The sequence below is a fragment of the Erwinia pyri genome (genome assembly GCF_030758455.1).
Lineage (GTDB): Bacteria > Pseudomonadota > Gammaproteobacteria > Enterobacterales > Enterobacteriaceae > Erwinia > Erwinia pyri.
The window spans coordinates 1-12,910 of the sequence record NZ_CP132355.1 but is presented as its reverse complement, the minus strand read 5'-3'; the positions used below and the strand labels follow the sequence as shown (position 1 = coordinate 12,910).

The window sequence follows — 12,910 nt, the reverse complement described above, 5'->3', positions numbered from 1 at the left end:
TATTGATAACCCTGGGTATAAAAGAGTTTTCAATGCTGTCAGGGATAAAGGAAAGCGAAATATACCATCATATTCTTGAAGGCAAAAAAAAGCATGGCGTTCCTTTCCCCAAACCCCTGAAGCAATTCAAAACGCATCGCTTTAAATACGATGATGTTATGACTTTTGTCAGAAAACAAAAAGGTAATGGTTATCAATGAAAGATGTGGAAAATAAACATATTATTTACGATATCATGAATGATTATTTCCATCACTGGCTGAATGATGTTGGGGGTTTAACTGAAATAGCAGTAAATCGACCGGATGAGTTATTTATTAAAGTCAGCGGGAAGTGGCAACAGCAGGAGCTTAAAATGAGTTACAGCGACTGCCTGTCATTTGCAGGCGCTATGTCTGATTTTCATGATGGTGGTTCCATTACACCAGAATTTCCGATGCGTTCTGCCACACTCCCCTTTGGCGAGCGAGTTCAAATCGTAATGCCTCCGGCTACGGATAAAGAAACTGTTTCAATCACTATCCGTAAGCCGTCAAGTGTGTTCATTAACCATGAAGATTTTGTAAAGCAGGGGTTTTACTCCAGGCTCAATGAAAGCAGAACGTTCAAAGAAAAAGAAGATATTCTTACAACTCTTTTCAATAAAAGTCGTTTCGATAAGTTCATCCCTGAATGCTTCAGGCAGGGTAAAACGATGGTTTTTTGTGCCGGAACAGGTGCCGGTAAAACAACTTTTGCAAACGCCTGTCTGGAATTTATACCGCATTATTTAAGAATAATTTCAATTGAAGATTCTGATGAGGCGAGATTCAGATTTCATAATAATCATGTGAAGCTTTATTACCCCGCCGAAGGAGAGAACAAAAATCTGACATCAGCTTCGCTCTTACGTTCCTGTTATCGAATGAATCCTGACAGGATTCTTACGACAGAGATCAGGGGCGCTGAAGCCTGGGACTTCATGAAAGCGGCGAGTTCAGGCCATGCCGGAAACCTGTCGACAGTACATGAGGGTAGTCCTGAAGATGCAATACTTGGGATTGTACAACGATGCTATATGAATCCTGAATGTCAAAACCTACCCTTCAATATCGTTTTAAGGCGTGTTCTGAGTAACATCGACGTTATCATGAGTATTAATTATTTCGACGATGAAGACAGGCGTTTCGCTTCAGGTATTTATTACCGTGATCTGCATTTTGAAGAGTATTTCAGAAAACTTAAGGAGTGATGATGTCTGTGAAACTTCCTGATAAAGCCCAGTGGGCATTTATCACTTTTGTTATGTGTCTCTTTACGTACTACTTCGCCTCTGTTGCCATCTACTTCTTCAACCACAAAACGCCATTATACATCTGGCGGCATTTTGATTCTTTATTGCTTTGGCAACTTATCACTGATGGTAGTATCCGATCTGATATAAGGTTCACAGTAATACCTTCAATACTATCCGGTCTGGTTGCTTCACTGGTTATCCCTGCATTCATTATATGGAAACTTAACAAAGACGCCTTTTTTCTTTATGGTGATGCTAAGTTTGCCAGTGATGATGATTTGAAAAATTCAAAATTACTCAAATGGGAAAGAGAGAATGAAGACGATATCCTTGTGGGGGAATACAAAGGAAAGTATCTGTGGTACACAGCTCCTGACTTTGTTTCACTGGGGGCAGGGACTCGCGCGGGTAAAGGTGCAGCAATTGGCATCCCTAATATGCTGGTTAGGAAGCATTCATTGATTGCCCTGGACCCGAAACAGGAACTCTGGAAAATCACCAGTAAGGTGCGTGAAATACTGCTGGGTAATAAAGTTTATCTTCTTGATCCCTTCAACAGTAAAACGCATCAGTTTAACCCGCTTTTTTATATTGATTTGAAAGTAGAGAGCGGAGCTAAAGACCTGCTGAAGCTGATTGAAATCCTGTTCCCGTCTTACGGGCTGACCGGTGCAGAAGCCCACTTTAATAACCTTGCCGGACAATACTGGACGGGGCTGGCAAAGCTTCTTCATTTCTTCATCAACCATGCCCCTGACTGGCTGGAGGAGTTTAATCTAAAACCTGTCTTTTCCATCGGTTCTGTAGTTGACCTATACAGCAACATTGACCGGGAAAATATTCTCAACAATCGTGAAGATTTTGAGGGAACTGAGGGACTGGACGATAACGCAATGTTTCATCTGCGGGATGCGCTGACCAAAATCAGGGAGTATCACGAAACGGAAGATGAACAGCGTTCCAGTATCGATGGTTCGTTCCGTAAGAAAATGAGTCTCTTTTATCTGCCAACTGTTCGTAAATGTACTGATGGTAATGATTTCGACCTCCGGCAGCTGCGCCGTGAAGATATAACGATTTATGTGGGCGTTAATGCTGAAGATATGTCACTGGCATATGACTTTCTCAATCTTTTCTTTAACTTCGTTGTTGAAGTCACTTTACGTGAGAATCCCGACTTTGACCCGACACTGAAACATGACTGTCTGATGTTCCTCGATGAGTTCCCTTCTATTGGTTATATGCCGATCATTAAAAAGGGTTCGGGGTACATTGCCGGGTTTAAGCTGAAACTACTGACTATTTACCAGAATATCAGTCAGCTGAATGAAATCTATGGTATCGAGGGTGCCAAGACGCTGATGAGTGCGCATCCATGCAGGATAATCTATGCAGTAAGTGAAGAAGATGATGCAAAGAAAATTTCAGAAAAGCTGGGCTATATAACGGCTAAATCGACGGGTTCAAGTAAAACTGACGGACTCACCGGACGTGGAAGCAGCTCTGAAAACGAAGCACAACGCGCACTGGTGTTACCGCAGGAACTGGGTACGCTGGCGTTCACGGAGGAATTTATTATTCTCAAAGGGGAATATCCGGTAAAAGCCAAAAAAGCGCTTTACTATCTTGATCCTTACTTCATGAACAGGCTGATGCTGGTAAGTCCTAAACTCTCTGCTCTGACTTCTAAAATCAACAATACAACGAACATATTTAATGCCAGAGGGCTTAAATATCCTTCCAAAGAAAAAATGCTTTCCCTTGGAGAGCTGGAATCTGAGGTTCTTTTATGAAAAAAGTAGCTTTAACATGTCTTTTATTCCTGTCTGCCTGTTCGTCTCCACCAGAACCACCGCAGGTAGACTGGGAAAAAAATCCGCAACCGATGAATTCGGCGCTAATGGACTGGGAACCGACATTTACGGTAACCAAGGCAGACAAAGTCAATTCATCATGGACGAAAGTAATCAGAAACTTTTCCCCGGAAAATCGCCTGTACAGTGATGACGTTTTTTATGCTGTGGCGCATTCGGATTCTGTGATTGTTGAAAGCAGTCGCGGGGATGATTTCTTTACTGCGAAAAACTGGCTGAGATCTAACGGTGCTTATGGCGTTATCCGGTACAGCTACAAGTCCGATAGCTTTGGTGTTAAAAAAGTCAGTATCTATCTTCAAAGAGGAATAACGAATTATGAAAACAAATAGACTTCTTTTAGTTCCTCTCCTTTTAAGTCTGATATCCGCCCCCGTATTTGCGAAAAAACACAATCACACTGACGGTCTGGATCAGACTGGCGACCCCTGTGAAGTCCTGACGTGCATGACGGGTAAGTTACAGGGAGATATGCAGGCGGGTTGCCAGCCGGTTAATCAGCGATTTTTTAACGTCAGGGTATTCACGCCGTATTACAACCCGGAAGCTACGGCAAGACTCAGGCAAACCATTCTGAATACGTGTGAAGGAGCAGTAATCAACAAAGATAACCTTGAGATGGTCATTGAGCGATACGGGCGATCATTTCAGGAATAACCATAACGCCGCTGGTTTCAGATTTTTAATCTGAGATTGGCGGGGTTGAACAACCGAAGGGCGTTAGTAATGAAAGAACTAATTTCGAGGTTCATGAATTATAATATTCAGTTTGTCACAGTAACCCAGGACTTAAGCAGTATGAAAAAAGTACGTGAGAATACAGGTAAATCTGTTTTGGAAAACAGCAATGTCCGTATAGTTCTCACATCAGATAAAACGGGTAATGAAGGAAAGAAGAATGAAACCGCGTAATTTATTATGTGTATTTGTTTTTTTAATGCCTGTTGCTGTTTTCGCTTCTGAAATCAAAGCAAAAGTTATCCGGGTTCTGGACGGGGACACCATCGAAGTGCTTCAGGAAAGTATTCCCGTCAGGGTCCGGCTGCTGAATATCGACGCACCGGAGAAGCAGCAGCCGTTTGGCAGATGGTCTGGAGAGCGACTTAAGGCGCTGATTGCATCACAGCCTGTCACCGTCACCTATGACCATAAAGACCGGTATGGGCGCGTTCTGGGGCGCGTAGTGGCCGCAGATGGCACTGAGGCTAACCGTTACATGGTTCAGCAGGGGGCTGCGTGGGTGTATGGGCGCTATAACACTGACACTTCCTTGCTGTCTTTGCAGCGGGAAGCCCAGGAGCAAAAACGTGGCCTGTGGGCTGAGAGCAATCCAGTACCGCCGTGGGAATGGCGGCACAGAGAAAGCAATTAATAAAGATTACGGAAAGGCGAAATAACTAAAAGTGAGGAGGCTACATGTTCGACGAAGAAAAACATCCCGTAAAACTTAAAGACTGGATTAGGCAACAGGAAATGGAGTTAAGGGATAAAGTATTTGATGATGGAAATGCTAAATACCTTAAGGTTCTTAATGAAATCAGTGTTAAAGAAGAAGCGTTTATCTCTAATAGTGATGACTTGTTAAACAAAGCAGTGGCTCACTCGGAAACCTTTAATTCCCTTAATGAAGATGACAGGGAATTTGTGGAAGAGCTTCTTTGTGACACTATTTTTCATATAGAAATAATCGATGATAAATGATCGTCTTGTTTTATAAATATTCCCGAATATCCCCACGCATTTAATCCTCTACTTACCAAATAAGATAAAGGACTCGTATGAAAATCGAATCCCTCAGAACGGTCTATGACCTTATGCATTACTGTCACATGCCTGTCTGGTGCCAGCGCGAAGTAAGAGATATGAAGGTTGGCGATACGTATCTTTTAGGACGACACAGAGAGAGTTATTTCTCTGATGACTTAAACGAAGACGTTGAGTTTGTTGGTGACTGCTGGATAGAAAAAGAGAGAGGTTTTTACAGGTTCAATGCCACCTGGACAATTCCTGCAAAACCTTCACGTGCTTTCGTTATGACTTCCGGAACTTTCAAAATTTTGAAAGGCGGTATCGTCCAGTTTGGCAATGATCTGGCTGCATTTCGCTCCTTTGCTCTTGTATCTCGTTATCTGAATCGCATGTTGATGAAAATGACCAAGGAAGAAAGGCACGTTTACTATTCAGCCGGGGCAAAACCCCTGCTTCGGGGAGTCTGCATTGATAAGGATTCAATCTGCAAGAAGCCGCGTTACATAAGGAATGGAGAATCACTAAGGCGAACATGGGTAAATTACAGTAATTACCTTCCTAATCATCCTCTTGAAGCCATTATCACCGCAGCCCTTGCTTTAAAGCAGATTTGAGAAAACCAGAAGGATAAAACTAATGTATCTACATATAGTTCCGAGCCTTTTTCACCTGATGGCAAACAAATTTCATTTAGAATCAATTAGCATTCCTGAGGTTGGTTTCAATATATCCGGTAGTGCATTATCCATTGGCAGGCCGTGGCCGAACAAAAACCTTTTGGTTGGGATGAGGAAAGGCAGAAAAGCTATCAATGGGCTTTTGCTGAAGACTGACAAAAAGCTTAAATGGTTTACTGCTGAATATAAATGGAACATTGAAAATATGGGGGTGATAAATCACCGTGTGACTTCATATATTGAGGACGATGATTTTGATCTTGTTTCACAAGATATCATGTTAAACCATGGTTTCGATAAGTGGGAACCTCGGATTCATTCAGCATATGAAAATATGCCTCCTGTAAAAATTCAACCAAAAATGGAATCTTTTATAACTAAGCCGGGTGCGGAATCACATGATCAATGGGTTGAATATGAGTGGGGGAATTTCCTCCAGTCCCGTGAGGAAAGCTTACTGCTGCATACTATTCAGTCAGAAAGGTTAAACACACAATTTTCTCTTTTTGAACGTCTCCCCTCTTTTGAAAATGTTATTGACCTGGATTAAGGTGTGCTATGAAACTTTATATTGCAGAAAAACCAGCCGTTGCTAAAGATATCGTTGAAGCCCTTAACGGCAACTTCTCTCGCAAAGATGGATATTTTGAATCATCTGGTGCGATTGTTTCTTGGTGTGTAGGGCATGTGGTTGAATCGATACCACCTGAAGCGTATGACCCGGCTTATAAAGCCTGGGCAATAGAAACACTGCCGCTTAAACTGTTCCCAATCCGATACCAGCCGAAAGAATCCACGGTTAAACAGGTTAGTGTCCTTAAAACGCTTATCAACCGTTCTGATATTAAAGCGGTCGTGCATTGCGGCGACCCGGATGATGAGGGGCAGCTGCTTGTTGAAGAAATCCTTCAGTTTGCAGGTAACAAAAACCCGGTTAAACGTGTCCTTATCAACGACAACACGCTCCCGGCAGTACAAAAGGCGCTGAACAACGAACGCGACAACGCCGAGTTTCAGGGACTGTACCGTAAAGCTCTGGCACGCAGTGCGGCCGATGCCATCTATGGGTTCAGTATGACGCGTGCCTATTCCGTGACGGCTCAGAAAAATGGCTTTAAAGGTACGCTGCCTGTCGGACGCGTGCAGACGCCAACGCTTGGACTTGTTGTCAGGCGCTGGAAAGCCAATAAAAGCCACAGCAAGAGCTTTTTCTACACGCTCGATGGAACCTTTGGTTTCGCTGGGGGTACGCTCCAGGCTCGTCTGAAGACGCCTGAAGACGCCCCGGTTGATGATAAAGGGCGTGTCATTCAGCGTACCTGGACTGATGAAGTGGCCGCAGCGGTATCAGGCAAAGAAGCCAGAGTGACAGCCGCTGCCGTGAAAGCACGGGAACGCGCCCCATCGCTTCCCTTTAACCTGAATAAGCTACAGCAGCAGATGAGTCGGCAGCATGGTCTTTCAGCAGCCCGGACGCTTGAGATCACTCAGCAACTCCGCGAAAAATACAAAGCCATTACCTATAACCGTTCTGACTGTTCGTATTTATCCGATGAGCAGTTTGCTGAAGCGCCTGATGTTGTCGCCGCGCTCAAGGCATCACCGGCCTTTGCTGATGCAGTGACAGACACCTCTGTAAAGAGCAAGGCGTTCGATTCATCGAAAGTTAAAGCGCATACAGGAATTATCCCGACCCAACGCGTCCCCGATATCAGCGCTATGACAGAAGATGAGCGAAATGTTTATCTGGCTGTTGCTAAACAGTACCTGATCCAGTTCATGCCGCCATATCGTTATGAAGAAGCAACGGCGTCCATTACTGTGAACGGTCACTTATTCACCTGCCGTGCGACAAAAGAAACTGATAAAGGCTGGGAAGCCTGGTTAAAACCTGGTAAGGAACAAAGCATTGATGAGGATGAACCTGAATCTTCATTTGATTCTGTCTCTACTCTTTCCGAAGATATGGGCGGGAAATGTGAATCGGCAACGGTAACCGAGAAAGAAACGACTCCCCCTAAGTTGTTTGATGAGGCGGGTTTACTCAGTGCCATGACGCGCATTGCCGATTTTGTGGAAAATCCTGAGATTAAAGCGCTCTTAAAAGAAAAAGATAAAGATGACAGTCAGGCTAACGGGTCAATTGGTACTGAAGCAACCCGCGCAACAATCATTGAAAATCTAAAAAAACGGCTGATTACTATCGAGAAAGGTAAACTCATTCCAACTGATACGGGTCTGGCGTTGTTTGACGCTTTACCCGATGTCGCGACTCAGCCGGATATGACCGCTCTCTGGTTCGCCAGACAGCAGCTAATTGAAAATGACGATCTCGATGTAGAACAGTTTATTAATGAACTCTATACCGACATCACGCGTCTGGTCAGCGACATCAGGATTGATAATCTTCCTGTAACAGAAACTGTGCAGGCAGGTCAGTCGGACAGGCTTTCGACGCCCTGCCCTTCGTGTGGCAAAGAGATAGTTATACGTCCCAAGATTTTTGCCTGTACCGGATGTGGCTTCAAAATTTGGGCTGAACTGTCCGGTAAGAAGCTATCTAAAGTACAGGTGGAAATGTTGATAAAAAAAGGTAAAACTGGCTTGATAAAAGGTTTTGTCAGCAAAGCCCAAAAAAAATATGACGCTATTGTTATCTTACAGGATAAATCAACAGGTAAACTTGGTTTCGAATTCGGAAAAAAATAACAACCGTGAAAACAAGACAAGACTGGCTTTACCAGTTAAGAAAGTGCCAGCACCGGGAAACGCTGGAAAAAATCATAGAAAAAAATGAACACTGCCTTACCGCAGATGAGCTGGTAACCTTTTATTCAGCTGCCGATCACCGACTGGCTGAGATAGTCATGGATAAACTGTTTGATAAAGTTCCAGCTTCGGTCTGGCAGTACGTAAAATAATCATCAAGAGAGGAAATATGAGCGACAACGAGACCTTTGAATCCGCACGTAAACTGCTGTTGAATATTCGTTCAGTACGTGTCTTTGCACGCGAAACGGAGTTCGAACAACTTCTTGAGATGCAGGAAAAACTGGGTGCAGTTATTGAAGAAAGACGTGAAGAAGCTGAACATGAAGCAGCTGCACGTCAGGAACGCGAGAAAAAACGTCAGGAATTACTTCAACTGATCGCCGGGGAAGGATTCTCTCCAGAGCAGTTACTTGGTCTTACGGATGAAGAGCCAAAATCGCGTAAAAGTAAATTGCCCAAAGCACCACCTAAATATCAGTTTGAAGAAAACGGCGAAGTTAAATTCTGGTCTGGCCGTGGCCGTTCGCCAAAACCTATCGCTGAAGCGTTGGAAGCAGGACGTAAGTTAGAAGATTTTCTTATTGAGAAAGTGCCGTCTGCCGCTGCTGGCAATTCGCAGTAACTTCATCTGTAAGCCCTCAGCCTTTCGCGGGGGGCTTTTAAGGAGAGAATCATGAGTACCCCCTATAAGCAAATTATCCCGGCCACCGACTGGTATTTTCGCCATGATAATGTTCCGGGTGAAAAGGCTGAAGCAACTCTCTATCAGCTGGCCGCCTGGGCATTAAAAGAGGATGGCGAAGTTGTCGGGCTGGTAACCGTTCGTGATATCGATAACGGACGTCCTAAGCTGGTAACACCGCCCCCGGTTACCGGAGATTACCTTCATAAAGATCAACTCAGCAATGAAGAAAAAGCATGGGCTAAAAGACGTTAATCCGTTTTCCTTTCAAGCCTCTGTTCCAGGGGCTTACCTGTTTCTGCCAGCAATTACACTTCCTGCAGCAGCATTGGTTAGCCAATAATGCCAGCAATAACGTCACCTCGATTTCAGCCGGCGATCAAGATTTGCCAGCAATAAATTTGCTTTCGTGACGTATGGGTTCTATAAATATGTATCGTTCAATACACAGGTTGTTTTATGAATCATGTTGATATTGCAGACGCATGGCGGCAAAAGAATCAGGAACATGCTGATTCAGGTGTTGTTCTCATTTGGGGAGGTGAAGTCTATGGCTGGAAGAATCTGCTCCGTGATGCCAGTCATGAACGACCGGGCGCAATCGCCGTTGATACCGCAGGCCATGTATTTATAGCAGAGGGCAGAAATGATTCTGACCATGCTAAATGCTGGGTTGTTTTTGAGGAGTCCTGATAATGCCAAGCGCAACGCAACGCGCCTACAGCGAATTACAGCAGGCATTTGATTTCTATAATCAGAAGTTATTCAACGGTGAGCTTCCCGACTGCCTGATTACGTTTCAGCGTGGTAAGAACACGATGGGGTATTTCAGCTTCAGACGTTTTGTTGCCGCTGACGACAATACCAGGATGATTGATGAGATAGCGCTTAACCCGGAATATTTTCCGTCTTACCCATTGATTGAAGTCATGCAAACGCTGGTTCACGAACAGTGCCACATGTGGCAGTTCCACTTTGGGAATCCTTCGCGCAAGACTTATCACAATGCGCAGTGGGCGGCCAAAATGGAAAGCATCGGGCTTATGCCCTCTTCTACGGGACATCCTGGCGGTGCAAAAGTCGGCCAGAAGATTAACGACTATCCGATCCCCGGCGGCCGCTTCCAGCTCGTTACGCTCGAACTGTTCCAGGGGCAGTTTGCACTTAGCTGGTTTGACCGATATCCGGTCAAAGTTGAACACCCTAAAGACCTTTCGTCAGTAATCGATCAATGGCGCGAAACGTTGACCCAGGCACACCAGAATGCAGGCTCAGGCATTGATATTGAAGCGGTGCTGTCAATGGCTTTGGTGCCATCTGTGACGGCGCACGGCGGGAGCGTGGATTCAGATGTTTTAGCCGGAAACGGTTCTCCCCCTGCCGTGGCATTCGAGGATAAGCCTAAACGCAACAAGGCAAAATATCAGTGTCCGGGTTGTGGTGCTGCTGTGTGGGGTAAAGCAGGAATGAATATCCATTGTGGAGACTGTGACCAGGCTTTAAGGGAAAGCTAAGTGCCAGCAAATTTTACCGTTCGCAGCTGCTGGCCACCGAAGTTTTGCCAGCAAATGTTTCGCCCGGTCGCGTGCCGGTACGCCAAAAATGACAGCAAAAGAGGTTTTCATGGGGAATTACACAATCAGGACTGATGACGATGAGGATCAGGTCATCAGAAAGGCGCAGGAGGCTACCGGCATGGCTTCTGCCAGTAAAGCTTTTATGGTTGCCATACAGGAGCTTCAGCACAACAGGGATACGATAACCGGACTCCGGCAGGAGTTGGCTCAGGAAAGAGCCCGAAGCAGGAAGATTGCCGCATCAGTACAGCAATTCCGTTTCAGCCTGAATACCATGTTCGAGCTGGCCGACAACGACGAAACGTAGAATCACTGGTTTTCCCCCAGGCGCTTCTGCTTAAAAAATCGGGACTAGCGCCCTTCATGCTCGATCAGATTTCACGTAGCTGACGTTGTTCAGACGCAAAAAAGCCCGACTGGTGAGATCGGGCTTTTTTGTTTTCCGGTTTTGAGTTGGTGCTCTGGCCGGAGGGGAACTATCTATACCTAACGAGTAAATAGTACGCGCTGAATTGCTTTCCTGCAAGCCTGAAGATGAATAACACGTTTGAGCCGATAAGTGTATAATCAGCGTGTTAGCTCTTTAGCTCTCCCCTCTTGCTCTCTCCGCTTTGCGGTATTGGACAAATTAAAAGCCCTGGCTAAAACATCAGGTGGTGCTGGTTTTAGTGCTCTGGCCGGAGGGGAACTGTCTATACCTAACCATGTAGAAACCGCTGTGACAGGCAGTGTATGAGCAAGCAGCGGTGTTCTCACTCCATTTATGGAGAAACGCATGGGAGCTTTTATTGATAAGGCAATCATGGTTCTGAGAGTGTTAATCGCACTCCTGGAACTGATCCGAACCTTCTTCTGAGGGTAGCGGAAACGTAATTAAGGCCGGGGGCATACCACCTCCGGCCTTTAATAAAAACACATTTTAGTTACAACATAATAAAGACTTGTCATTGCTCCTCACCTAACCATCCTGCCCCCTTTGATGTTTGAACACCATTCCATCAATGGCTATAGCTTTCCCGGCTACTGCCGATACTATATGTAGTGCCAGCGGGGGTGCGGACAGCCAACACCAGGGCGAACATTCCGTATCCTCCTCCCGGCAAGCAAATCACGGTTTTGTATGGCTGGACTTCAAACTCCTGAGTACGTTAGCAAAGTAACCGACTGATATGACACTTAAATGCTCTAATATTAGAAATATATAATTGTTAATTATAACGGCGGACTCATGAAAAAGTTTGATGTTTTGATTATTGCCTTTGGTTTTATTTCTCACTTCGCGTATTCAAATGACTTGTCAGCATCTGACGAGGCGGCCGTTGAAGTTGGCCAGTTTTTAAGCATGCCTGGTGTTGCGGTTGAGCTAGGTGCAGTACCCGGTCATGAAGGGGCCATTGCTCCCCTCATGCTGGGTGCGGCACGTAAATTCAACGACCAAGCTAAAGCTCACGGCGTGAACTGTGAGCAGGCAGGCCAGACGTATGGCTCTTTAATGAGCAAAATGAATGATGAGAACCCGACGCCTCATGGTGGCATTTTAGTTCGTCTTCTTTCAGCCTACCAATTGGCAGATTGCAAAGAGCGGATTTAGATCTAAGGAACAGAGTTTAAGGGCAATTTATTATGTCCATTTTATCCAATATATTAGTCAGTTACTTCGCTAAAGTACGTTTTCGCTCCGTTGGCCCTCAAACCCTCTTATCAGCGAATATAAAACATCCAGAATACGGCTATCAGTGAGAACATTACCGAAAGCTTTAAGGAAAGATCTACCCTCCTCTCTTCGGCTTTAATTATCTGATTCAGCGTATCTTGTTTGTTCTCAGCTGCCGATGTCATTCCATCTCCTAAAGCGTCTCATAGAGTCAAATTTGTTGTATCTGGTGCGTACATAAAAATGATTAGCCCAGACTATAAGCGCAAGGAAAAGCGGCACATATCTTAGAACATCAAAGGTTTCGGTTACGTCTTCCATATCCACTCCTTGAGACTGTTGTAACTAAATTGATGCAGTTTTGCTTTTAACCGCATTACTGATTGTGCCACGACTACAGCCCATGATCTTTTGAACCTGGCTCCATGAACTACAACTGGCAAGAAGCTTATTGATTGCATCGTACCGTGACTGGTTAACCTGACGCCCTTTGTACTACAGCGGGGTTTTGGATGCACCTGGAGGCAACGAGATATCGTACCGGCCATGTTTGTTTTCGTATCGTCTGATGAAAGCGTGAACGTGGTTATCCAGCTTTTCGAACAGGGTGATCAGCTCAGAAATCAGAGTTGCTACAAACCCGTTATCA

At 44.9% G+C, this 12,910-nt stretch carries 19 protein-coding genes; all 19 read left to right on the top strand.

Going from position 1 to position 12,910, the window contains the following annotated elements:
• Positions 1 to 2: 2 nt before the first annotated feature.
• The 19 genes from Q3V30_RS22455 (at position 3) to Q3V30_RS22370 (ending at position 12,198) form a co-directional block, all read left to right on the top strand.
• A complete protein-coding gene (locus Q3V30_RS22455) occupies positions 3 to 200 on the top strand; it encodes a DNA-binding protein (RefSeq protein ID WP_306213584.1) in 198 nt (65 codons plus the stop codon).
• Positions 197 to 1,231, top strand: a complete 1,035-nt coding sequence (virB11, locus tag Q3V30_RS22450; protein WP_306213582.1) for a P-type DNA transfer ATPase VirB11 — start codon at positions 197 to 199, stop codon at positions 1,229 to 1,231. Before Q3V30_RS22455 ends, virB11 begins: the two co-directional genes overlap by 4 nt.
• 2 nt (positions 1,232 to 1,233) lie before the next feature.
• Positions 1,234 to 3,069: a type IV secretory system conjugative DNA transfer family protein gene (locus Q3V30_RS22445; protein ID WP_306213580.1), complete on the top strand. Its 1,836-nt coding sequence runs from the start codon at positions 1,234 to 1,236 to the stop codon at positions 3,067 to 3,069.
• Entirely contained in the window at positions 3,066 to 3,482 is a 417-nt protein-coding gene (locus tag Q3V30_RS22440) for a cag pathogenicity island Cag12 family protein (protein ID WP_306213578.1), read from the top strand. Before Q3V30_RS22445 ends, Q3V30_RS22440 begins: the two co-directional genes overlap by 4 nt.
• Positions 3,469 to 3,807: a hypothetical protein gene (locus tag Q3V30_RS22435; protein WP_306213576.1), complete on the top strand. Its 339-nt coding sequence runs from the start codon at positions 3,469 to 3,471 to the stop codon at positions 3,805 to 3,807. The genes Q3V30_RS22440 and Q3V30_RS22435 overlap by 14 nt, the downstream gene beginning before the upstream one ends.
• A gap of 69 nt (positions 3,808 to 3,876) precedes the next feature.
• A complete protein-coding gene (locus Q3V30_RS22430; RefSeq protein ID WP_306213574.1) occupies positions 3,877 to 4,062 on the top strand; it encodes a TraM recognition domain-containing protein in 186 nt (61 codons plus the stop codon).
• A complete protein-coding gene (locus tag Q3V30_RS22425; protein WP_306213572.1) occupies positions 4,049 to 4,522 on the top strand; it encodes a thermonuclease family protein in 474 nt (157 codons plus the stop codon). Before Q3V30_RS22430 ends, Q3V30_RS22425 begins: the two co-directional genes overlap by 14 nt.
• Positions 4,523 to 4,566: 44 nt before the next feature.
• Positions 4,567 to 4,851 (top strand): hypothetical protein, encoded by a 285-nt coding sequence (locus tag Q3V30_RS22420; protein WP_306213570.1) that lies wholly within the window; start codon positions 4,567 to 4,569, stop codon positions 4,849 to 4,851.
• A 77-nt stretch (positions 4,852 to 4,928) separates the two neighbouring features.
• Positions 4,929 to 5,513: a hypothetical protein gene (locus Q3V30_RS22415; protein ID WP_306213568.1), complete on the top strand. Its 585-nt coding sequence runs from the start codon at positions 4,929 to 4,931 to the stop codon at positions 5,511 to 5,513.
• Positions 5,514 to 5,535: 22 nt separating this feature from the next.
• Entirely contained in the window at positions 5,536 to 6,126 is a 591-nt protein-coding gene (locus tag Q3V30_RS22410; RefSeq protein WP_306213566.1) for a DUF6012 family protein, read from the top strand.
• 8 nt (positions 6,127 to 6,134) lie between these two features.
• Positions 6,135 to 8,285: a type IA DNA topoisomerase gene (locus Q3V30_RS22405; RefSeq protein WP_306213564.1), complete on the top strand. Its 2,151-nt coding sequence runs from the start codon at positions 6,135 to 6,137 to the stop codon at positions 8,283 to 8,285.
• 5 nt (positions 8,286 to 8,290) lie between these two features.
• A complete protein-coding gene (gene hha / locus Q3V30_RS22400) occupies positions 8,291 to 8,497 on the top strand; it encodes a hemolysin expression modulator Hha (protein WP_306213562.1) in 207 nt (68 codons plus the stop codon).
• Between the two features lie 17 nt (positions 8,498 to 8,514).
• The gene (locus tag Q3V30_RS22395) at positions 8,515 to 8,970 is read left to right on the top strand and encodes an H-NS histone family protein (protein WP_306213560.1); all 456 of its coding nucleotides are present in this window, start codon (positions 8,515 to 8,517) and stop codon (positions 8,968 to 8,970) included.
• Positions 8,971 to 9,021: 51 nt separating this feature from the next.
• Entirely contained in the window at positions 9,022 to 9,285 is a 264-nt protein-coding gene (locus Q3V30_RS22390; protein WP_428979284.1) for a methionyl-tRNA formyltransferase, read from the top strand.
• Positions 9,286 to 9,489: 204 nt separating this feature from the next.
• The gene (locus Q3V30_RS22385) at positions 9,490 to 9,723 is read left to right on the top strand and encodes an antirestriction protein ArdR (RefSeq protein ID WP_306213557.1); all 234 of its coding nucleotides are present in this window, start codon (positions 9,490 to 9,492) and stop codon (positions 9,721 to 9,723) included.
• 2 nt (positions 9,724 to 9,725) lie between these two features.
• Positions 9,726 to 10,544 carry a SprT-like domain-containing protein gene (locus Q3V30_RS22380; protein ID WP_306213556.1) on the top strand — a complete coding sequence of 273 codons (819 nt, stop codon included), beginning with the start codon at positions 9,726 to 9,728 and terminating at the stop codon, positions 10,542 to 10,544.
• An 88-nt stretch (positions 10,545 to 10,632) separates the two neighbouring features.
• Positions 10,633 to 10,914, top strand: coding sequence for a hypothetical protein (locus Q3V30_RS22375; RefSeq protein WP_306213554.1), 282 nt, complete (start codon positions 10,633 to 10,635; stop codon positions 10,912 to 10,914).
• A gap of 456 nt (positions 10,915 to 11,370) precedes the next feature.
• Entirely contained in the window at positions 11,371 to 11,463 is a 93-nt protein-coding gene (dinQ, locus tag Q3V30_RS22805) for a damage-inducible type I toxin DinQ (protein WP_428979283.1), read from the top strand.
• Between the two features lie 372 nt (positions 11,464 to 11,835).
• A complete protein-coding gene (locus Q3V30_RS22370) occupies positions 11,836 to 12,198 on the top strand; it encodes a hypothetical protein (protein WP_306213552.1) in 363 nt (120 codons plus the stop codon).
• The last annotated feature ends 712 nt before the right edge of the window (positions 12,199 to 12,910 follow it).

What these genes read in the sequence shown, in the direction of transcription:
- virB11 (WP_306213582.1), top strand. Translation starts at nt 197, where the DNA reads ATGAAAGATGTGGAAAATAAACATATTATTTACGATATCATGAATGAT.
- Q3V30_RS22445 (WP_306213580.1), top strand. Translation starts at nt 1,234, where the DNA reads ATGTCTGTGAAACTTCCTGATAAAGCCCAGTGGGCATTTATCACTTTT.
- Q3V30_RS22440 (WP_306213578.1), top strand. Translation starts at nt 3,066, where the DNA reads ATGAAAAAAGTAGCTTTAACATGTCTTTTATTCCTGTCTGCCTGTTCG.
- Q3V30_RS22435 (WP_306213576.1), top strand. Translation starts at nt 3,469, where the DNA reads ATGAAAACAAATAGACTTCTTTTAGTTCCTCTCCTTTTAAGTCTGATA.
- Q3V30_RS22430 (WP_306213574.1), top strand. Translation starts at nt 3,877, where the DNA reads ATGAAAGAACTAATTTCGAGGTTCATGAATTATAATATTCAGTTTGTC.
- Q3V30_RS22425 (WP_306213572.1), top strand. Translation starts at nt 4,049, where the DNA reads ATGAAACCGCGTAATTTATTATGTGTATTTGTTTTTTTAATGCCTGTT.
- Q3V30_RS22420 (WP_306213570.1), top strand. Translation starts at nt 4,567, where the DNA reads ATGTTCGACGAAGAAAAACATCCCGTAAAACTTAAAGACTGGATTAGG.
- Q3V30_RS22415 (WP_306213568.1), top strand. Translation starts at nt 4,929, where the DNA reads ATGAAAATCGAATCCCTCAGAACGGTCTATGACCTTATGCATTACTGT.
- Q3V30_RS22410 (WP_306213566.1), top strand. Translation starts at nt 5,536, where the DNA reads ATGTATCTACATATAGTTCCGAGCCTTTTTCACCTGATGGCAAACAAA.
- Q3V30_RS22405 (WP_306213564.1), top strand. Translation starts at nt 6,135, where the DNA reads ATGAAACTTTATATTGCAGAAAAACCAGCCGTTGCTAAAGATATCGTT.
- Q3V30_RS22395 (WP_306213560.1), top strand. Translation starts at nt 8,515, where the DNA reads ATGAGCGACAACGAGACCTTTGAATCCGCACGTAAACTGCTGTTGAAT.
- Q3V30_RS22390 (WP_428979284.1), top strand. Translation starts at nt 9,022, where the DNA reads ATGAGTACCCCCTATAAGCAAATTATCCCGGCCACCGACTGGTATTTT.
- Q3V30_RS22385 (WP_306213557.1), top strand. Translation starts at nt 9,490, where the DNA reads ATGAATCATGTTGATATTGCAGACGCATGGCGGCAAAAGAATCAGGAA.
- Q3V30_RS22380 (WP_306213556.1), top strand. Translation starts at nt 9,726, where the DNA reads ATGCCAAGCGCAACGCAACGCGCCTACAGCGAATTACAGCAGGCATTT.
- Q3V30_RS22375 (WP_306213554.1), top strand. Translation starts at nt 10,633, where the DNA reads ATGACAGCAAAAGAGGTTTTCATGGGGAATTACACAATCAGGACTGAT.
- dinQ (WP_428979283.1), top strand. Translation starts at nt 11,371, where the DNA reads ATGGAGAAACGCATGGGAGCTTTTATTGATAAGGCAATCATGGTTCTG.
- Q3V30_RS22370 (WP_306213552.1), top strand. Translation starts at nt 11,836, where the DNA reads ATGAAAAAGTTTGATGTTTTGATTATTGCCTTTGGTTTTATTTCTCAC.